Raw genomic sequence first — 19014 nt, 5'->3', positions numbered from 1 at the left:
GTAAAAAGCCTCTTGCAAGGTTTGAAACCCGCCTCTATATCGCGCTCCACACTGACTGATGCGGTCCCTTCGTCTATCGGTTAGGACGCCAGGTTTTCAACCTGGAAAGAGGGGTTCGATTCCCCTAGGGACTGCCAATCAGTTTTTTCCCGCTGTCAGTGTTTTCTCCTGCATTTCAGATTTACATCCTGCCCCGCAGGGCTGTATGTCAGCCACATGAAACGTATTGCTACATTTACACTCGGTCTGATGTTTATTGCAGGGACTGCCTTTGCCCAGACCTCTAAAAATGATGTTGTTGATTTTGGCGAACCGCAACCGCTGACCATTGTGACGGCGGATGGAGAGCATAATTTCCAGGTCGAAGAAGCCAAAACGCTGGATCAACAGGCGCGAGGTATGATGTTCCGCGAATCAATGGACGCGGATACAGGCATGATTTTCGAATTCGATGAGCCGAAAGTGGCGACGATCTGGATGAAGAACACATCCATTCCGCTGGATATCCTTTTCGTGCGATCCAATGGTAAAATTTTGAAAATCGAACACTCTCATCAGCCCTATACACTGCGTAGCGCCTCCTCAGAGGCTGTTATTGCCGCAGTCGTTGAGCTCAAGGGCGGAGAGTCCAAGGCCCGCGGCATCCGGCCCGGCGATACAATCGAACATCCTTTCTTCGACAACTGAATTTAACCCGTATTGGCACTTGCCTTTTATTCCAGTCGGGGTAAGTAGCGCTCCACCGTGTTCGGGGCGTAGCGCAGCCTGGTAGCGCACCTGTTTTGGGAACAGGGGGTCGCAAGTTCGAATCTTGCCGCCCCGACCACGGATCTTCACCTTATATTGGCGCAAGACGCCGTAAGGCTTTGATAAGCCCTTTCTGCTAGTCTCTTCCTGGGGCTTAGGGAAAGATGGCTATGCAAACTGCGCGTAATTCGGTTCAGAACGCACCGATGGGGAAAAAAACTCCGTTTAAACAGGTTGAGATCGGGCGCATTCGGACGGTTGGCTCCAGTAGTGCTGTTATCTCCATCAATAAATCTGTGATTCGGAATAATCAGCTGAACCTTGCCCAGATCGGTACGATTCTAAAAATTGTGACGAGCAAATCTATCGTTGTGGCCATGGTCGGCTCTCTCAAAATTGGCGGAGATGATGATGAGGGCATGAGTGATGGTTGCCTCGCCATGCTCAATATTATGGGTGAAATCACGACCAATGAGACAACGCGCGAGACAAAATTCTTCCGGGGTGTCCGGTCTTTCCCTGTTTTGGGTGAGGCGGTTTATAACATGTCGCCCGACGAATTGACGATGATTTTCAACCGGGAGAACGAAGCCTGTATCGAAGTCGGGCGATTGCAGCAGGACAATTCTATTGTCGCGAAGGTGCGCGTGGATGATTTGCTGTCCAAACATTTTGCTATTCTTGGTTCTACGGGCTCCGGTAAATCCTGTACTGTGGCCTTAGTTCTGCAGGCTATTCTGAATGCGAACCCGCAGGGTCATGTCGTTCTTTTCGACCCGCATAATGAATATTCCAAGAGTTTTGGAGATCGGGCGGAGGTGATCGATAATGAGTCCCTCGATCTGCCGATTTGGATTTTTGATTTTGTCGAGACCTGTGAGCTTCTCTGCTCAGATATTGAGGATCAAGCACGGGAAGAGCAGGAAATCCTGCATGATGTTATCCTCCGCGCGAAACAGCTTTATGACCGCTCGCTTAAACGCGGTGACGTCAGCACCCAACTTAAATTGGATGATATCGAGGGCGAGCTCCAACGCGCCACACATATCTCTCTGGATAGTCCTGTGCCCTACCGCATTCGTGATGTTGCTAAGCTTGTCGATCATGCCATGGGCAAGCTCGAGAATGCTTCAAATCTAGCGCCCTATAAGCGCTTAAAGCGCCGTATTGCGACCTTAACATCCGATCCGCGCTATGCGTTCATTTTCAAGAACCAAGCCTCTCCGCGTCCGATTGAAGATATCGTGGGCCGTATTTTCCGTCTCCCCGTGAATAACAAACCGATTTCTTGCCTCGATTTTTCTGGTATTCCTTCGGAGGCCCTAAATATTGTCGTCTCCGTTGTCAGCCGTCTCGCTTTCGAACTTGCGACGTGGTCGGAACGGAAGTTACCCATACTTCTGGTGTGTGAAGAAGCGCATAGATATATTCCCCGTGACCGGAATCTTGGATTCCATTCCACGCGCCGGATTATTTCGCGAATCGCGAAAGAGGGTAGGAAATATGGAGTGTCTCTCGCCATTGTTTCGCAGCGTCCGTCCGAATTGGAGCCCTCCACACTGTCGCAATGCTCGACGATCTTCTCTATGCGGTTATCAAATGAATTGGATCAAAATTTCGTTCGCGCAGCAGTGCCGGACGGCGCAGCGGAACTGCTCTCTTTCCTGCCGTCACTCGGTACGGCGGAAACTATGGTTTTCGGTGAATCCGTCAATCTTCCCATGCGGGTCATTCTGGATAATCTGCCGGCTGAATATCGACCGCATAGTTCCAGTGCACAATTTACAGAACTGTGGCAGCGTGATCATGCGACACCGCAAATGATGGAACAAGTTTTCAACCGTTGGCGGGCGCGCAGTCTGCACCCGGATGGAAAGCCGCAGCAGACGTCAGCGCCTGTCACGCCGAGTGTACAGGACACCCGTGCAGCCCTGCGTCGTCGTAACGCTGACCGAGCCCCTGCGCAAAGGCCTCATCAGCCCGCACCTCAGACTGGGACGCTCGCGGCGCAAGCTCGCGAAAAGCTCATGGCGCAAGCTGGACAGAGGTCGCCGCAGCAAACGACATCAACTCTTGCTGATGTGAAAGCGCGTCTGAATTCTGCCTTTCACCGCGATATCTAACGCAACACTGCATTGACCAGAGCGAGGCGTGGCGCTATCGCGTTTTCATGTTTGCAAAGATATCAAAAGCTCAACCCTCTGCCATGACCTCTGGTCGTGCGAATTCCGAAAAATGGTATCTTGAGTATCAATCGACGGAACGCAGTGTGATTGATCCATTGACGGGGAACACCCGTAATGTTGATACGCGCGAACAAATTAAAATGCCGTTCGATACGCTGGAAGATGCTGTGGCTTATGCCAAGGCCAACAATATTCCGCATCGTGTCATTGACCGACCAAAGTCAAAACGCATTCCACGGTCCTATTCGGAAAATTTCGATTATGACCGCAAATTACCCTGGACGCATTAACGTCCATTTCGGGGACCTATAGCTCAACTGGATAGAGCAGCCGCCTTCTAAGCGGCAGGTTGTAGGTTCGAGTCCTACTGGGTCTGCCATTCTTTATCTGCGGGTTATCGCCAACCAGCCTAACCCGCGCGTTTTCACTTAAAATGTGCGTCGAGGAAATCGAGGAAGGCTGGCCAGTCCTCTTTGACGACTCCATGTGTTCCGGGCCTGATCCAGAAAGCGATATCGTCAGCAGGTTGAAAGTCGTCTAACCTTTCAGCCGTAAAACTATCTGCGCCCCAAACTGGCGCGGCAATCTTTGCAGCGCGGTAAGCGCCTTCGGGATCAGACCAGACGTCACGTCGGGCGTTGCCGAGAAGGATGGGTTTGGGAGCGATTGCAGCGAGCAGGGCGGGTGCATCGACAGGCAGACTTCGATAATCATCTGTATAGTCCGAGGCGAGCGGTGTGACCCATTGGGGGTAGCTAGTGACGATATCCTTGAGGCTCTCTCCGGTCTTGTCTCGCATGATGGAAGCCCCAACGGTGCCGGATTGATGCGAGACGGCGGAGTCAATATTATCGCTGAGCGCTGCCGCGATAAGGGCCGTCTTACCATATCTGGAATGACCATAGGCAATGATGGAACGCTCAGGGACGTCAGCTTTCAATTCATCCGCGAGTGCAATTGTAAGTGAAGCCCAAACCGTGAGTGCGCCCGGACGGCTCTCTCCGGCATCCGGAAAAATAGATTTTAATCTTTCGACACCTGCCGCCTTGCGGTCCGGAACATAATCGGGCGGATGCATAACAGCGACGGCGTAACCTCTATCCAGAATATTTTCATAGGGGTGTTCGACGATGTATCGACCAAAGAAATAACCGAAAATTGAACCCAAAGGTCCCATGCTTCTGGCTTCACCGGGCAGTGGGGATTCGCCGTCCCGCGCGACAACGCTTCGATTGCTTGAAAAATTCTGCGTTATAATGACAGGCGCATTGGGTCGATCATTCGGCGTAATGAGAATGATTTCGAACGGATTAGCGGCTTGCCCGTGAGAAACGGCATAGTTTCTGCGCTCGACTGTGGCGCGATTATCAAGCCAGTCAGGTGTGATGACGTCGCGCTCAACCACCTCAAAGCGCGTTGGTTTCAAATAGGGGCCCAAAAGCAATGTTTGAAACTGTTCAAAATCTCGCGCACTCGGCGGGTCTACTGTCTGCGTTCTAATCGGGTCAGGGGATAAGTCAGCTTGTTGCAGGATTGTGCGAGCGGGCGCGCAAGACCCTAAAACTATGACGGCCCAAAGAATCCCGGCAAAGACAATGAAACGAATTATCTTAGAAAACAGATGCAAGAGACTGTTCTATATCGGCTTTCAGATCTGATATGGCTTCAAGGCCACAGGCAAAACGGATGAGTGGGCCTCCCAATCTGTCGGCATGACTGCGTTTGAGTTGCGGATCGCAATGAATAGCGAGGCTCTCAAAGCCGCCATAGGAATAGCCGATACCGAAGAGCTTTAGATTATCAATAAATTTGAGAACATCAGCCTCGTTCAAAGGTTTGAACACGCAGGCAAACAAGCAAGCTCCGCCCGTAAAGTCCCGCTTCCAAAGGTCGTGATCGGGATGATCTGTCACAGCAGGATGCAGAACGGTTTGAATTTCATCGCGGGTCATCAACCATTCCGCCAATGCCAGCGCCGTTGCTTCGGATTGCCGGAACCGTGGCAGGACGGTCCGGAAACCACGCAAAATTTGATAGGCATCATCGGGTGAACTCGCATTGCCGAGTTGTTTGGCTGTGAGTTTGGCCCGAATGAATAGTCCTTCATCCCCGAAAACGGCCGCACCATACATGACATCGCTATGACCACCAAAATATTTGGTGGCGGCGTGGACGGAGATGTCTATTCCGAACTGAAGCGGGTTCAGCGTAATTCCACCTGACCACGTATTGTCGATAAGGGTCGCTACGCCTTTCGCTTTTGCGGATTTCGCAATAGCGGGTAGGTCTTGTATTTCGAAGGTCAGAGAACCGGGACTCTCTAGGAGAATGAGGCTCGTATTCTCGCGAATAAGATCTGAAATGCCTGACCCTATACGCGGATCATAAAGCTCCATCTCTACGCCGTAGCGTTTGAGGAATGTCTGACAAAAATAACGCGTTGGCCCGTAAGCAGAGTCTGTTAGCAAGACATGATCGCCAGGCTTCACAATCGTTAAGATCGGCCCCGTTAGTGCCGCAACACCGGATGGATAGAGTAGGGAACCGACACCGCCTTCAAGCTCAGTGAATAAGTCTGCAAGGGCATCATGGACCGCAGTCCCATGCCGTCCATATCCGCGAATATCACTACGGTAGAGGTCTTCGGCTTTCTCAAATAATAGAGTGGATGCGCGTGTAACAGGGTGACTGACAGGTGTACCCAATCCTGCGGGTGGACGCCCCATATGGGTGAATTTTGTCTCGAGTTGCAGGTCGTCGGCGGACATTAGCAGAGCCAGTTTGGAACGGGCAGGCCCTTCTCGCGAAGGAAGTCCGGATTATAGACTTTTGATTGGTAACGCTGCCCGTAATCGCAGAGGATGGTCACGATCGTGTGACCCGGACCCATTTCCCGCGCCATGTGGATGGCGCCGGCAATATTGATGCCCGATGATCCTCCTAGGCAGATACCTTCCAGCTGGTTGAGTTCAAAAATGATCTGTAGCGCTTCCGTATCTGAAATCCGGTATTGGCGGTCCACTTGAATATCTTTCAAGTTGGCCGTGATCCGGCCCTGACCAATACCTTCAGTGATCGAGTTGCCTTCCGTTTCCAACTCACCGTGATCGTAATATGCGAACATCTTGGAACCATAAGGATCTGCCAAGCCGATTTGTACATCCGGATTTTTTGCCTTCAACGCCATGGACACACCGCCCAATGTTCCACCTGACCCGACGGCACAGATAAAGCCATCGACTTTACCATCCGTCTGGTCCCAAATTTCAGGCCCTGTTGTGCAGATATGCGCATCCCGATTGGCCGTGTTGTCAAACTGGTTCGCCCAGATGGCCGTGTTTGGCTCTTTCTCGTTCAATTCCTTGGCCAGGCGTTCAGAGAAATGGATGTAGTTTCCAGGATTTGCATAGGGAACCGCATCCACCTCAATCAATTCCGCCCCGAGGAGTTTAACCGCATCTTTCTTCTCTTGGCTCTGAGTGCGGGGCATCACGATCTTGCAACGATAGCCGAGCGCGGAACAGACCATGGCCAGCCCGATTCCAGTATTACCTGCCGTGCCTTCGACAACAATGCCGCCGGGCATCAAGGCACCTGACTTTTCAGCCGCACGGATGATTGAGAGGGCGGCACGGTCTTTGACGGATTGACCAGGGTTTAAAAACTCGGCTTTGCCGTAAATTTCGCAACCCGTCATCTCGGACGCGTCTTTCAAATAGAGCAAAGGCGTATTGCCAATAAGGTCGAGTACGGAACGGGCTTTCATCAATCTTCACCTGTGTCAGGAAATGTGATGACCGTTTGCCGCACTCACTGCGCAAAATCCATATGTTTTCGCGATGTCACGTGATAGTGCACAGTCCATGACCGATAAACCTAACAGTCTCATTGAATTACCAACACCCGATGGCGGGACATACCGAATTGGGAACGACCAAACGCTGACCATTCTGGCCGGACCCTGCGCGATGGAGTCGCGGGATCATGCCCTGATGACGGCGGAGCGGTTGAAGGGGATTGCTGAGCGTGTCGGTGTTCAGCTGATCTATAAATCCAGCTATGACAAAGCGAACCGAACCAGTATCCATTCGCCGCGCGGTATAGGTCTGGACGGCGCACTTCCAATATTTGCAGAGATACAATCTGAATTGGGCCTACCCTGCGTCACAGACATACACACGGCGGAACAGGCGAAACGCGTCGGAGAGATTGTCGACGTTCTACAAATACCCGCCTTCCTCTGTCGTCAGACGGACCTCTTGGTCGCGGCGGCGGAAACGGGTCGTGTGATAAATGTGAAGAAGGGACAGTTTCTCGCACCTTGGGATATGAAAAATGTCCTGAATAAATTGGTTGAAGCCGGGAATGCGAACATCATGGCCTGCGAACGTGGGGCGAGTTTTGGCTATAACACGCTCGTCACGGATTTCCGCGGTCTCCCGATTATGAAGAGCTTTGGCGCACCCGTTGTTTTCGATGCCACGCACAGCGTCCAACAGCCCGGTGGGCAGGGCGGTACATCTGGTGGTCAACGCGAATTTGTTCCGGTGCTCGCACGGGCAGCCGCAGCCATTGGCGTCGCGGCGATATTCATGGAGACCCATCCCGATCCTGAAAACGCACCGAGTGACGGCCCTAACATGGTCCCCATGGATGAGTTTGAAACGCTGCTGACGGATATCAAACGTTTCGATGATCTAGCGAAGTCTTAATCAGGAATTGTGACGGGGGCGTCTTCGACGACCTCCATCTCGAAATCATCCAACATTGCGCCTGCGCGTTCGGGCAGATCTCCGGATTTTAGGCGGGCCTCAACCCGTCTCTTCGCATCTTGTTTCAAATCCTCATAGAACAGGTTGGACGGTAGTGTTCTAAACTTACCTCCGACTTTCAGGGGACGGCGCAGGCTCTTACTTCGTGGAATATCTACTAAGAGTAACCCACCTTGGCACTGCGCACCGGATTGTTTGGTCATGGGTGCGGGATCCATATCCGGGTCCAGGCCTTCCGCCGCGACGCCGCCAAGATGCAAACGCGGAGGCGCATAATCCTCAGAAGACGTCCAGAGGAGGGGGTTGGTGCAGAGTGTCGGACGGTTCGCAATGGCCTCATAATCCTGACCGTTATGAACCAGTAACCGTTCAGAAAACCGTTCAGCGATCACCTTATCCTTTGAGGTAAAAGACCCAAAGGCTACCACGCATCCGGTCTGCTCCGGGGTCTCGCAAGGAAGGAGATTAGACATTGGACCTTTGAAAAATTCTAGCGGCAGGGGGTGGTCAATGACATAGGCGACGGCCAAGCGATCTCTTAGGTCGCCCTGAAAAAAGTCCATCAGTAATCTTTGAACATGGGAGGCCCCCTGATTATGGCCGACTAGAACAATGGGTCGTTCCGGCGGAGAGTTCTCGAGAAAATATTCAAAGGCCCGTTTAATATCCTGATAGGCAAAATCCTGAGCCTGCTGCGCGTCTTCACGGTTCGTCATGAATGCATAGAGGGAGGCTTGGCGGTAATTTGGCGCGAATAACCGCCCCGCCTGACCATAAGGCGACACGTAATTAGGTCGCACGATCTTCTTCATTTTATTTCGCTTGCGGTCCTGCCACGGCAGGTTCCAATGTTCCCCGCCACGATAGACGCTCGGCACAGCCACAAAGACATCGCCTTTGGCTTCTAGCGTATAGGGGTCTTCGCCTAAATCGGGGCGCGCCAACCAACTCTCGGCTTCGGTGTAAACAGGGGCAATAGGTGGTTCATAAGTTTGAAACGGTTGTCCGGGGTCTTGAATACTCTGGAAAATATCATCGCGGTAGAGATAGGCGATTATCAGAAGGACAAAAGCAATACCGAGCAATGCGGCCATGACCCTTAGTAAGCGCTCAAAATTTCTTGATTTCGACATAGAATGACCCGTTCATGAAAATGTACCCTAGCCCATCATTCCCCTATGGGGTAGCGAGGAGCCGAGTTTGTACTGAAATTTAAGGCTATGGCATGAAAGACGATACAAAAGTGGACGCTGATCCGTCTCTGTCTAAGTCGGGCTTTTTCTATAAACCCGATGATGTCTCAAAATTTTCACTTTTGAAATGGCTTAGGAATCGTTTTTTCACAGGCGTTGTTGTCGCCATTCCGATTGTCACGACCCTTCTTGTTGTCAGCTGGGTTGTACAAAAGGTTGATAATAACGTTTTTAAAATCATCCCCGACTCCCTCAATCCAGAGACCTACTTAGGCTTCGCTATCCCCGGCTTAGGATTGATTATATCAATTATCTTGCTTTTCCTCTTAGGGATCATAGCCTCTAATTTTATCGGGAAATCGCTCATTCGGTCCGGCGAGAGTCTGTTGGACCGTGTCCCTGTTGTCAGTCCCGTCTATAACGCCCTGAAACAAATCGTTCAGACGGTCGCGGCGCAAAAGGATCGTGCTTTTCGTGATGTTTGTCTGCTGGAATATCCGAGAAAAGGTGTCTGGGCGCTCGGTTTTGTTACGGCTGACCTAGGCGGCGAAGCCAAGCGGGAATTGGGCGATAATATGGTTTGTGTGTTTGTCCCGACGACGCCCAACCCGACATCCGGCTTTCTTTTATTTTTACAGAAAGGCGACATCAAGATTCTGGATATGACGCCGGAAGAGGGCGCGAAAATGATTATCTCCGGCGGGATGGTCTCAAGCCGTCCGGATTCTGTTTTGGACGCGGGTGGTGGTGTCGACATGAACGAGACGGAAGAAAATAAGACTCCGATACCCTCGCTCTAACCCGCGCGCATCATCGCGATGCCGTAATCCTGTTCAAATAAATATAAGAGGGTCCGCGCCGCTTGCCCTCTAGGTGAAGTCAAACCCGGGTCTTTTTGTACGAGCAGCCGCGCGTCTTGAGTGGCCGTTTCCAACAAGTCTTTATGACGATCCAAATTGGCGAGTTTGAAATTCGGGACACCCGATTGTGCGGATCCCAATAGGTCGCCTGACCCCCGTAACTCCCAGTCTTTTTCCGCGATCAGGAACCCATCTTCGGATTGACGCATAATTTCCAAACGGGCTTTCCCATTTACCGAGAGCGGCCCCTGATACATGAGGAGACAGGAGGATTTCTTATCCGATCGTCCGACCCGTCCGCGAAGCTGATGAAGCTGCGCGAGGCCAAACCGTTCCGCATGTTCTATGACAATGATGGTTGCATTGGGGGCGTCCACGCCGACCTCAATCACGGTCGTCGCGACAAGAATATCAAATTCGCCCGCCTTAAATCTCTGGCTCATCGCCTCTTTTTCCTGCGCTGAGAGGCGGCCATGGAGCAGTCCGACGCGCTCTCCAAATATTGCCGTGAGTTGGCGGTGCCGATCCTCAACAGAAGAGAGGTTCAGGACTTCGCTATCTTCGACAAGAGGGCAAACCCAATAAACTTGGTTTCTTTCTTTCAAGGCGCGCCCGACACCGTCGATGACATTGTCCAATCGTTCGAGCGGGATGATCGCCGTCTCAATCGGGACGCGGCCTGCGGGTTTTTCGTCCAAGATTGAAATATCCAAATCGCCGTAACTCGTCAGCGCCAGTGTTCTTGGAATAGGTGTCGCCGTCATCACGAGGAGGTCTGTCGCTTGGCCTTTCTCAGTCAGGCGCAGACGGTCCCGAACACCAAAACGATGTTGTTCATCAATAATCACGAGGCCAAGATTTTTGAACTCGGCCTTGTCTTGGAACAGGGCGTGTGTGCCGACAATCACGTCAATATACCCTTCCGCCATACCCGTCGCCAGTGCTTCCCGCGCCTTACCTTTATCCCGGCCCGTGACGGCTTCCACGGTCAATCCGGCGGGTTCGAGAAAGGTTCGGAGTGTCTCAACGTGCTGTCGCGCCAATATCTCTGTCGGTGCCATCAGGGCCGTCTGCACGCCTGCCTCGGCCGCATAGGCGCATGCGAGGGCGGCGACGAAGGTCTTACCCGCGCCGACATCCCCTTGGAGCAGACGCGCCATGCGATCGGGTGAGGACATATCCAATTTGATCTCATCAAAACTCCGTGCTTGCGCACCCGTGGGCGGGAAGGGTGCGCCTTTCAACACGTCCTCGACATAATTGCCTTCGGACTTCAGTGACCGTCCGCCCAGCCCGCGATGTCGTTCCCTGACTAAGGCCATGGCCAGTTGCTTGGCAAAGATTTCATCATAAGCGAGACGGCGGCGGATGGGGCTGTCCGGACTAATATCCACGGGATGTTCCGGACGATGGAGGAGGGCAAGTGCCTCGTCATAATCCGGCCAATCCTGTTGTGCCTTAAAGGCGGGATCGAGCCAGTCGCCGAGGTCTTCTCCGTCCAACACTTTATCCAACCCAGCATTGACGGACTTTCGCGCCACTTTCTGACCTAATCCTGCTGTGAGCGGGTAGAGAGTCTCCAGCTCCGGCAACTCCTCCGCTTTTTCCAAGGGCAGGACGTAATCCGGATGCGTCATTTGGATCTCGGCATTGAAGACTTCACATTTGCCGGAGATCAATCGCCGCGAGCCCTCCGGCATCATCTTTTCCATACTTTGCGGATAGGCTTTGAACCATGTCAGGGTCATGTCGCCCGTGTCGTCAAAAACGCGGACGCGGTAGGGACGGTTTCTGGCATTCGGCGCGATGTGTTTCCCGACGGTCACTTCGAAGGTCGCGATATCGCCTTCCAATGCGCCCGCAATCGTCGGGCGGTTCGTGCGGTCGATTAATCCGGATGGCGGCGTCAGGACAAGATCCCGCACGCGCGGCCCCATGGCGCGCGTCAATGCTTCTGCCGTTTTCTCACCCACGCCTTTTAGCGACGTCACATCGGCATAATAGGCGTTAAGTGCGGCAGGTCTGACGGCGGGTGAACGGGACATATCGCCCTGATGACGGGAAAATCTCATCCGCACAAGTGACAGCCGCGTTTCACCTCTATATGAGGCGCAACATGACCGAAACTGACATGCAAACACGCCGTAAAAGACTCGTCTATCGTGCCAATTATCGGGGTTTTAAAGAGGCTGATATGATTCTTGGAGGCTTCGCGAAAGCATACATGGAGACGATGACGGATGCGGAAGTTATCATGTTCGAAGACCTGCTCGGCGCGAAAGACCACGATATTTATGCTTGGATCATGGAAACGCTGCCCGTGCCTGCCAATTACGATACACCACTTTTAGAACGTTTACGCACGTTCAACCCGATAGCTTAATATGCAGATACAGCTCTCCCGATATATCGGGCCGGAAAAGACACTGACCGCTTCGGGATTGCCGGAGGGTGCGGACGCTCTGGCCTTCACCCGCGCGGTTAAGCGCGACAAAAAACCTTCACTATTCATTGCGCGGGATGATGCGCGGGCGGCGGCTTTTGCGTCAGCTTGTCGATTTTTTGCGCCGGATGTTCCGGTGCTGTCTCTGCCAGCTTGGGATTGCCTACCCTATGACCGTGTTTCGCCAAGCCGGACATTGGCCGCACGACGGGCCGGGGCATTGTTCTTCCTGACAACGATAGACCGGACAAAACCCTATATCATCGTCACAACGATTAGCGGCGCGATGCAGAATGTCCCGCCGCGCGGGGTTATCGCAAGTGCGGGCCTCCACGCCAAAGTCGGCGAGGATATAGAGCGGGAGCGGATTGAGACCTATCTCACAAATAACGGCTATAGTCGCGCGTCTACCGTAGTTGAGGCGGGTGATTTCGCTGTCAGGGGGGGTATCGTTGACATCTTCCCGCCTACGGAACGTGTCCCTTTGCGCTTGGATTTCTTTGGTGACGAAATTGAGAGCATACGCGAGTTTGATGTGGACAGTCAGCGGACCTCGGCTTCTCGCTCCGAATTGACTCTCGCGCCTGTGTCCGAGGTCTTTATGACAGAAGACTCGATTAGCAATTTCCGCCGGAATTATATTGCCTCATTCGGGGGAGGGGTCAGCCGTGACCCGATCTATGCCGCCGTGGTCGAAGGCATTCGTCCGCAGGGAATCGAACATTACCTCCCGCTTTTTTACGATCATGTTGAGACGGTTTTCGATTATTTTGGACCCAATACACTTGTCGGGCTGGATGGATTGCTAACCGAAGCGAAGCGGGAACGTATCGACTTGATTGAGGACTTTTACACCTCCCGCAAAGAACATGCCGATGCCCGCGATAGCGGCAGCGGCGATCCGTCCAAAATGGCGGGGCTCTACCGTCCACTGCCTGTCTACGCGCTCTATCTGGATGAGTTGAACTGGGACGACGCCCTCGCCAATCTGCGCCAGCGGCAACACACTCCTTTTGACAGCCCCGATGAAAATGTCATCGATTTCGGCGGTAAGCCGTCACGTAATTTTTCCGCTGAACGGCGCACCGAAGGCGTGAATGTCTTTGAGATCGCAGCGAAACATATCAATGAATTAAAGGATGCTGGCCAACGCGTTTGGCTCGGCTGTTGGACGGATGGGTCGCGGGAACGGTTGACCAGTGTCTTTGAAGATCAGAATCTGATTGTTCCCAAGGTGGAGCCACAAGCGGCGCGGGACAGCAAGCCCGGTTCTGTTCGCGCGGTGATTTTACCGATTGAAAATGGGTTTACGCTCGGTGCGCTGTCTATCTTGTCTGAGCAGGATATCCTCGGCGATCGCCTGATAAACCGCGGACGAAAACGCAAGGCCAAGAATTTCATTGCGGAAGCCGCGTCTCTCTCTCCCGGCGATCTTATCGTGCATATTGATCACGGGCTAGGACGCTATCTCGGATTGAAAACCTTGCAGGTCGGAGATGCCCCACATGACTGTCTTGAACTGGAATATGCGGGTGAGGCGAAACTCTATCTGCCTGTCGAGAATATCGAATTGCTCTCACGCTATGGCAGTGCAGGGGACGGCGCGGTTCTTGACCGTCTTGGCAGTGCGGCCTGGCAGGCCCGCAAGTCGAAAGCCAAAGGCCGATTGCGCGAAATGGCGGCAGGCCTCATCAAGATTGCGGCGAAACGTGCCTTGCGTCGGGCCGACCCGATAACACCGGATGAGTTGACCTATAACGAATTCGCAGCCCGTTTCCCTTACATCGAGACCGATGACCAATTGCATGCAATTGATGATGTTTACAAAGACCTTGCCAGCGGTCGTCCTATGGACCGTTTGATTTGCGGGGATGTTGGTTTTGGGAAAACCGAAGTCGCGCTGCGGGCCGCATTCGCCGTCGCTATGGCCGGGCAACAGGTCGCGATTGTTGCACCAACGACCATTCTTTCTCGCCAGCATTTCAAAACATTCCTCGCGAGGTTCAGGGGTTGGCCAGTGGAAGTGCGTCAACTCTCTCGCTTGGTCAGTGCGAAAGAGGCGAAGCAGACGAAGGAAGACCTCGCCAGCGGCAAAGTTGATATCATCATCGGGACCCACGCGCTTCTAGCCAAAACAGTGAAGTTTTCCCAACTTGGCTTGGTCATCGTCGATGAAGAACAACGGTTTGGTGTCCAACATAAGGAGCGGCTCAAATCTCTTCGCGCGGACGTTCATGTCCTGACTCTGACGGCGACGCCCATTCCGCGTACCTTGCAAATGGCGCTTTCCGGTATTCGTGAACTCTCCCTCATCGCGACGCCTCCCGTCGACCGTCTCGCCATTCGCACATACGTAACACCGTGGGATGAAGTGTCTCTGCGCAAAGCTCTATTGCGGGAGAAATATCGCGGCGGGCAGTCCTATTTCATCTGCCCGCGTATCGCCGATATTCCCCGTATCGAAGAATTCATGCGCAATGCCGTGCCAGAAGTAAAATATATCATCGCCCACGGCCAGATGGCGGCGGGCGCGTTGGAAGACATCATGACAGCCTTTTACGACGGCGAATATGATGTGCTGATTTCCACCTCGATCATCGAAAGCGGGATTGATATTCCGTCCGCCAATACAATGATTATTTATCGCTCTGATCGTTTCGGCCTCGCACAGCTTTACCAGATGCGCGGTCGGGTGGGTCGGTCCAAGGTCAGGGCCTATGCCTATCTAACCATGCCGGAAGCCCAGATTGCGACGGAAGGGGCGTTAAAGCGGCTCAAAATTCTTCAATCACTCGACAATCTCGGCGCGGGTTTCACGCTTGCCAGTCATGATCTCGATATGCGCGGTGGTGGCAACCCGCTCGGCGAAGAACAATCGGGCCATATCAAGGACCTCGGTGTCGAACTCTACCAACATATGTTGGAAGAAGCCGTCGCAGAATTGCGCGATGATGACGAAATGGTCCGAGATGAAACCTGGACGCCACAAGTCAATGTTGGGGTCGCTGTTCTCATCCCTGAAGGTTATATTTCCGACCTCAATCTGCGCTTGTCGACCTATCGCCGGATAGCTGATATTGAAGATGATGAGCAATCAAATGCCCTCGCGGCGGAACTGATAGACAGGTTTGGCCCAATACCGGAAGAGGTCGACCACCTTCTAAAAGTCATGAAAATCAAGCGCCTCTGCCGTAAATCACATGTTGCCAAGGTCGATGCCGGGCCAAAAGGCGTCGTGATGCATATGCGTCATGAGGATATCAAAGACCCGTCTATTATTATGAACGCCATCACTAAGAATAATGGCTGGCGGTTACGGCCAGACCAAACGATCCTTGTGATGGGGAATTTTCAGGATCCGAAACATCGCTTGCGCGGCACAGAACGGGCAGTCGCGGCTCTTATACCAGAAGCAAAACGTAAAGTCGCCTAAACCGAAGCCTGTTCCAATTCGTGAAGAAGGCTTCTGAGCGCTTGCGACGCTGTCTCGCCTGACTTGACTTCCAATATTGCTGTGGAGGCGGAAAGGGTTAGAGCCGTAATGCCCGCGCTAGTCGTTTTGAAGGAAAACGTTTCGAGGAGCGGTTTTATCCGGTCTAAAACATGCTGGGCATCTAATTCCGATGTCTCATTCAAAGCCATGAGAAAACCATCTTCATGGCGACAGACAACATCCTGCATCCGGACCATGTCTTGAATCATTACGCCGGTTTCAACGAGCGCATTTTCAATACTGTCATTCTCAATGGTATCAAAACTATCGGGTGTGAAACTCAGACCTATCAGAGATAGATTCTGCTGTGTTTTCGCAGCATAATCAACACATCTCACAAGATGCGCATCAAAAAAGGTGCGGGAGAAAACAGTCCCTGAGCCATCGCGATGTTTATCTGAGACGAGTTCAAACAATTCCCGTTTCATTTGCTCATGCACGCGGTGGTAATTCGCGAGCTCGAGAATACGCCCTCTGATTTCCTCGGGTTCAGCCTTCACACTGACAATGTCGCGGGCGCCCCGTGCATAGGCGGTATCGCGGTCCTCAAAGGAGTCATTGACAAGGAAGAGAGTTGGCACGTGGTAGAGTTTTGTATTTTTGCGCATCGTCTCGGAAATGCTCAGCGCGGGCTCCGGTTGCTCTAAGGCATTCATTATGACGGCATCAAAAGGATCGCCGTGGAGATAATCAAAAGCGGAAAAACTGGTAAAGGCGGCCACGACCTCGACACCCTTATCCTGCAGGGCATTTATTACGACCATGAAGGCGGGAGAGGCTTTGCCGATAAACAAAACGCGGAAAGGACGGTCGGGGGACATATCGCCCAATTCTACGTCTTCATTGAAATCTTCGCGTAATGTCGCGACGCGTCGATGAATTTCAGCCTCTATCGTTCCCAAGCGGATCATGCTGCTCACACGGTTGGCGATTTGCGAGGCATGCATCGGGGCAAAAACCGTCGAGTCAAATTCGTCGGTCAGGCCTTTGGCAGGTCTGGAGAGCGCTCCAATTAAGGGTAATTGACGGGGCGCGTAATGTTGCCGAACGACCTTCGCGATCTTAGGAGACATCTCGACATAATCCGTGAGATGGCAGAGTATCGCGTCCGGCGCCTTGACCGGCGTGGAGGTCAGTGTTCGGCCATCGAACAAACAGAGCAAAACATCGAAATCCAAGCCCCGAAGAGAAACTGCTACGGACCGACTGGCGGCCGGATTGTCTGAGACAATCAATATCCGCGTCTTCGGAGATTTCGAAGCGAGAAGTTTGCGACGGGCGGGAATCACTTTTTGAGCAAGAGCGGACATAGGGAAAACCCTATGTTCGAATTCCTACCAGCTTGTTAACCACGTCTGTGAAGACGTGGTCACGTTTTACCACCCGCAGGTTCGGTCTTTGTTTTCTTCTTGCAAGTAAGTCATCACGGGGGCGAAATATTCGAGAATCGCAGAGCCGTCCATTTCCCGTGTGCCCGTGAACGCTTCGAGCGCATCCGGCCAAGGTTTTGACGCGCCCATTTCCATCATCGTGTTGAACTTTTCGCCGACTTCTTTGTTCCCGTAAACGGAACATCGGTGGAGCGGGCCCTCGAAGCCGGCCTGCTCACATGCGGCCTGATGGAACTGGAACTGTAAAATATGGGCGAGGAAGTAGCGCATATAGGGCGTGTTGCCCGGAATGTGATATTTCGCACCGGGATCAAATGCATCCGTGGGACGGTCTGCAGGCGGCTTGAGCCCCTGATACTTCTCGCGCAATTCCCACCAACCATCATTATACTCAGACGGAGAATAGGTCCCGTCAAAGACTTTCCAACGCCATTGATCCACCATCAGACCGAAGGGCAGAAACGCGACTTTGTCCATGGCCTGCCGCATGAGTAGCGCAAGATCGGCGTCTTCACCCGGAACGGCATCCGCGTCGAGCAAACCGATCTCCACCAAGTATTCCGGTGTGATCGATAGAGCAATCATATCGCCAATGGCTTCGTGGAAGCCATCATTGGCCCCGTCATGGAAAAAGGCCGATTGGTCTTTATAGGCGCGTTGATAGAAATTATGACCGAGTTCATGATGAACCGTTGAGAAATCTTCTCCGTTCACTTTCGTGCACATCTTAATGCGAACATCATCTTGCGCGTCGATATTCCAGGCTGAGGCATGGCAGACGACTTCGCGGTCTTCCGGCTTAGTGATCAAAGACCGCTCATAAAATGTGTCAGGCAGAGGCTCAAATCCCATAGAGGTGAAAAACTGCTCAGCCGTTTTGACCATTTTCAGCGCGTCATAATCATTTTCGACGAGGAGTTCTGTGACATCGACCCCTTTACCGCCGCCTTCGGGCGCGACATCGTCATAAACATTACCCCAGCTTTGACCCCACATATTGCCGAGAACATCTGCACGAATGGGTTCATCCAATGGTACAATCTCGTCGCCATATTTTCCGTTGAGTTCTGCCCGAACATAGCAATGCAACTCGTCATAGAGCGGTTTGACCTGTCCCCAGAGACGATTAGCTTCTTCCGCAAAAGCCTCCGCATCCATATCGTAACCCGCGCGCCAGAGATCGCCCGCATCTTTAAAGCCAAGCTCTTGCGCGCCTTCATTGATGATTTCGACCATGCTAGCGTAATCTTTTTTCATGCTGGGCGAGACAGTCCGCCAGCCCTCCCACACGGCTTGTAATTCCGCCGGATCATCAGATGTCGCAATGATGTCAGAGGCCTCATAGAGTGATAGCGTCTTGCCATTCATCTCAAACGTTCCCGTGCCGTAAGCACTGTCCAAGCGCGTCATGATCTGCGCCAGTTCTTTTGCAGCCGCGGGATTATCCGGCGCAGGGAAGTTTGATCCGCGCAATAGTCCGTTCATTTTCCGGCGCATATCCGCAGGAAGGTTTAGACTGTTAAAACGCTTGGCCTCTTTCGAAAGCCGTGTTGACAGTTTCGCACCTTGCTCGGCCATGCGGGCTTCAAGTGCATTTGTATCCTGCGTGATAAAGTTGGCTTTTACCCAAGCCGTTTGTGCGGCGAATTTTCCAAATTCTGAAATCTCGGTCTCCGCATTTTCGAGAAACTCTTTCGCTTCCTGCACAGTTGGTGCGGATTGCGCCGTCGCGCCCATTGTCTGTTTCGAGGCCTCCATTAATTCTGAGCCTGTTTTGGTTGCGTCCGTTACAATCGTTTCTATAGCATCCGGGTCCGTCGTGACCGTTTCCGGGGCATCCGTTGCAGCCGGACAGCCTGCAAGGAAAAGCGCAGAGAGGCACAGGGCCGATGCGGAAAGAAGGTTGGCTTTAATTTTCATGGCATCCTC

General features: G+C 52.7%; 14 protein-coding genes and 3 tRNA genes. 10 read left to right on the top strand and 7 right to left on the bottom strand.

What is annotated here, in order from left to right:
* Positions 1-62 precede the first annotated feature (62 nt).
* The 6 genes from ACP9M6_RS10380 (at position 63) to ACP9M6_RS10355 (ending at position 3312) form a co-directional block, all read left to right on the top strand.
* Positions 63-137 (top strand) — tRNA-Glu (locus ACP9M6_RS10380).
* Positions 138-216: 79 nt separating this feature from the next.
* Positions 217-687, top strand: coding sequence for a DUF192 domain-containing protein (locus ACP9M6_RS10375; RefSeq protein WP_427450853.1), 471 nt, complete (start codon positions 217-219; stop codon positions 685-687).
* Between the two features lie 62 nt (positions 688-749).
* A tRNA-Pro gene (locus ACP9M6_RS10370) sits at positions 750-826 on the top strand.
* 85 nt (positions 827-911) lie between these two features.
* Positions 912-2870 (top strand): ATP-binding protein, encoded by a 1959-nt coding sequence (locus ACP9M6_RS10365; protein WP_427450851.1) that lies wholly within the window; start codon positions 912-914, stop codon positions 2868-2870.
* Positions 2871-2917: 47 nt separating this feature from the next.
* Positions 2918-3223 (top strand): NADH dehydrogenase ubiquinone Fe-S protein 4, encoded by a 306-nt coding sequence (locus ACP9M6_RS10360; RefSeq protein ID WP_427450849.1) that lies wholly within the window; start codon positions 2918-2920, stop codon positions 3221-3223.
* 12 nt (positions 3224-3235) lie between these two features.
* Positions 3236-3312 (top strand) — tRNA-Arg (locus ACP9M6_RS10355).
* Positions 3313-3357: 45 nt separating this feature from the next.
* On the opposite strand, the gene ACP9M6_RS10350 is transcribed toward ACP9M6_RS10355, so the two are convergent.
* The 3 genes from ACP9M6_RS10350 to ACP9M6_RS10340 all read right to left on the bottom strand — a co-directional run bounded on the left by ACP9M6_RS10350 (position 3358) and on the right by ACP9M6_RS10340 (position 6699).
* Positions 3358-4359 carry a hypothetical protein gene (locus ACP9M6_RS10350; RefSeq protein ID WP_427450847.1) on the bottom strand — a complete coding sequence of 334 codons (1002 nt, stop codon included), beginning with the start codon at positions 4357-4359 and terminating at the stop codon, positions 3358-3360.
* A gap of 184 nt (positions 4360-4543) precedes the next feature.
* On the bottom strand, positions 4544-5701 hold the full coding sequence (gene metC, locus ACP9M6_RS10345; protein ID WP_427450845.1) for a cystathionine beta-lyase: 1158 nt from the start codon (positions 5699-5701) through the stop codon (positions 4544-4546).
* Positions 5701-6699 (bottom strand): cysteine synthase A, encoded by a 999-nt coding sequence (locus ACP9M6_RS10340; RefSeq protein WP_427450844.1) that lies wholly within the window; start codon positions 6697-6699, stop codon positions 5701-5703. The genes metC and ACP9M6_RS10340 overlap by 1 nt, the downstream gene beginning before the upstream one ends.
* A gap of 97 nt (positions 6700-6796) precedes the next feature.
* Here ACP9M6_RS10340 and kdsA point away from each other — a divergent pair, with 97 nt between their 5' ends.
* Entirely contained in the window at positions 6797-7645 is an 849-nt protein-coding gene (gene kdsA, locus ACP9M6_RS10335; protein WP_427450842.1) for a 3-deoxy-8-phosphooctulonate synthase, read from the top strand.
* Here kdsA and ACP9M6_RS10330 read toward each other — a convergent pair.
* The gene (locus ACP9M6_RS10330) at positions 7642-8838 is read right to left on the bottom strand and encodes a DUF3089 domain-containing protein (protein ID WP_427450841.1); all 1197 of its coding nucleotides are present in this window, start codon (positions 8836-8838) and stop codon (positions 7642-7644) included. The two genes, kdsA and ACP9M6_RS10330, sit on opposite strands and share 4 nt — an antisense overlap.
* A 92-nt stretch (positions 8839-8930) precedes the next feature.
* On the opposite strand from ACP9M6_RS10330, the gene ACP9M6_RS10325 reads away from it, so the two are divergent.
* Positions 8931-9698, top strand: coding sequence for a DUF502 domain-containing protein (locus tag ACP9M6_RS10325; protein WP_427450840.1), 768 nt, complete (start codon positions 8931-8933; stop codon positions 9696-9698).
* Here the strand turns inward: ACP9M6_RS10325 and recG are convergent.
* On the bottom strand, positions 9695-11803 hold the full coding sequence (recG, locus tag ACP9M6_RS10320; protein WP_427450838.1) for an ATP-dependent DNA helicase RecG: 2109 nt from the start codon (positions 11801-11803) through the stop codon (positions 9695-9697). The two genes, ACP9M6_RS10325 and recG, sit on opposite strands and share 4 nt — an antisense overlap.
* A 71-nt stretch (positions 11804-11874) precedes the next feature.
* Between recG and ACP9M6_RS10315 the strand changes: the two genes are divergently transcribed.
* Positions 11875-12141 carry a succinate dehydrogenase assembly factor 2 gene (locus ACP9M6_RS10315; protein WP_427450837.1) on the top strand — a complete coding sequence of 89 codons (267 nt, stop codon included), beginning with the start codon at positions 11875-11877 and terminating at the stop codon, positions 12139-12141.
* Position 12142: 1 nt separating this feature from the next.
* Positions 12143-15634: a transcription-repair coupling factor gene (mfd, locus tag ACP9M6_RS10310; protein ID WP_427450836.1), complete on the top strand. Its 3492-nt coding sequence runs from the start codon at positions 12143-12145 to the stop codon at positions 15632-15634.
* Here the strand turns inward: mfd and ACP9M6_RS10305 are convergent.
* Together ACP9M6_RS10305 and ACP9M6_RS10300 are read right to left on the bottom strand one after the other, a co-directional pair.
* Complete coding sequence (locus ACP9M6_RS10305; protein ID WP_427450834.1) at positions 15631-17004, bottom strand: diguanylate cyclase domain-containing protein; 1374 nt, start codon at positions 17002-17004, stop codon at positions 15631-15633. The two genes, mfd and ACP9M6_RS10305, sit on opposite strands and share 4 nt — an antisense overlap.
* A 66-nt stretch (positions 17005-17070) precedes the next feature.
* Positions 17071-18843 (bottom strand): M2 family metallopeptidase, encoded by a 1773-nt coding sequence (locus tag ACP9M6_RS10300; RefSeq protein WP_427454781.1) that lies wholly within the window; start codon positions 18841-18843, stop codon positions 17071-17073.
* Between the last annotated feature and the right edge of the window lie 171 nt (positions 18844-19014).

Source organism: Litorimonas sp. WD9-15 (assembly GCF_050271975.1).
In the GTDB taxonomy this organism is placed as follows: Bacteria; Pseudomonadota; Alphaproteobacteria; order Caulobacterales; family Maricaulaceae; genus Litorimonas.
The sequence above is the reverse complement of the archived record's forward strand: the minus strand, read 5'-3'. Positions and strand labels throughout refer to the sequence as shown.

Excerpts from the sequence above, each read along its gene's own strand:
- ACP9M6_RS10375 (WP_427450853.1), top strand. The coding sequence starts at position 217 with ATGAAACGTATTGCTACATTTACACTCGGTCTGATGTTTATTGCAGGG.
- ACP9M6_RS10365 (WP_427450851.1), top strand. The coding sequence starts at position 912 with ATGGCTATGCAAACTGCGCGTAATTCGGTTCAGAACGCACCGATGGGG.
- ACP9M6_RS10360 (WP_427450849.1), top strand. The coding sequence starts at position 2,918 with ATGTTTGCAAAGATATCAAAAGCTCAACCCTCTGCCATGACCTCTGGT.
- metC (WP_427450845.1), bottom strand. The coding sequence starts at position 5,701 with ATGTCCGCCGACGACCTGCAACTCGAGACAAAATTCACCCATATGGGG.
- ACP9M6_RS10340 (WP_427450844.1), bottom strand. The coding sequence starts at position 6,699 with ATGAAAGCCCGTTCCGTACTCGACCTTATTGGCAATACGCCTTTGCTC.
- kdsA (WP_427450842.1), top strand. The coding sequence starts at position 6,797 with ATGACCGATAAACCTAACAGTCTCATTGAATTACCAACACCCGATGGC.
- ACP9M6_RS10330 (WP_427450841.1), bottom strand. The coding sequence starts at position 8,838 with ATGTCGAAATCAAGAAATTTTGAGCGCTTACTAAGGGTCATGGCCGCA.
- ACP9M6_RS10325 (WP_427450840.1), top strand. The coding sequence starts at position 8,931 with ATGAAAGACGATACAAAAGTGGACGCTGATCCGTCTCTGTCTAAGTCG.
- recG (WP_427450838.1), bottom strand. The coding sequence starts at position 11,803 with ATGTCCCGTTCACCCGCCGTCAGACCTGCCGCACTTAACGCCTATTAT.
- ACP9M6_RS10315 (WP_427450837.1), top strand. The coding sequence starts at position 11,875 with ATGACCGAAACTGACATGCAAACACGCCGTAAAAGACTCGTCTATCGT.
- mfd (WP_427450836.1), top strand. The coding sequence starts at position 12,143 with ATGCAGATACAGCTCTCCCGATATATCGGGCCGGAAAAGACACTGACC.
- ACP9M6_RS10305 (WP_427450834.1), bottom strand. The coding sequence starts at position 17,004 with ATGTCCGCTCTTGCTCAAAAAGTGATTCCCGCCCGTCGCAAACTTCTC.
- ACP9M6_RS10300 (WP_427454781.1), bottom strand. The coding sequence starts at position 18,843 with ATGGAGGCCTCGAAACAGACAATGGGCGCGACGGCGCAATCCGCACCA.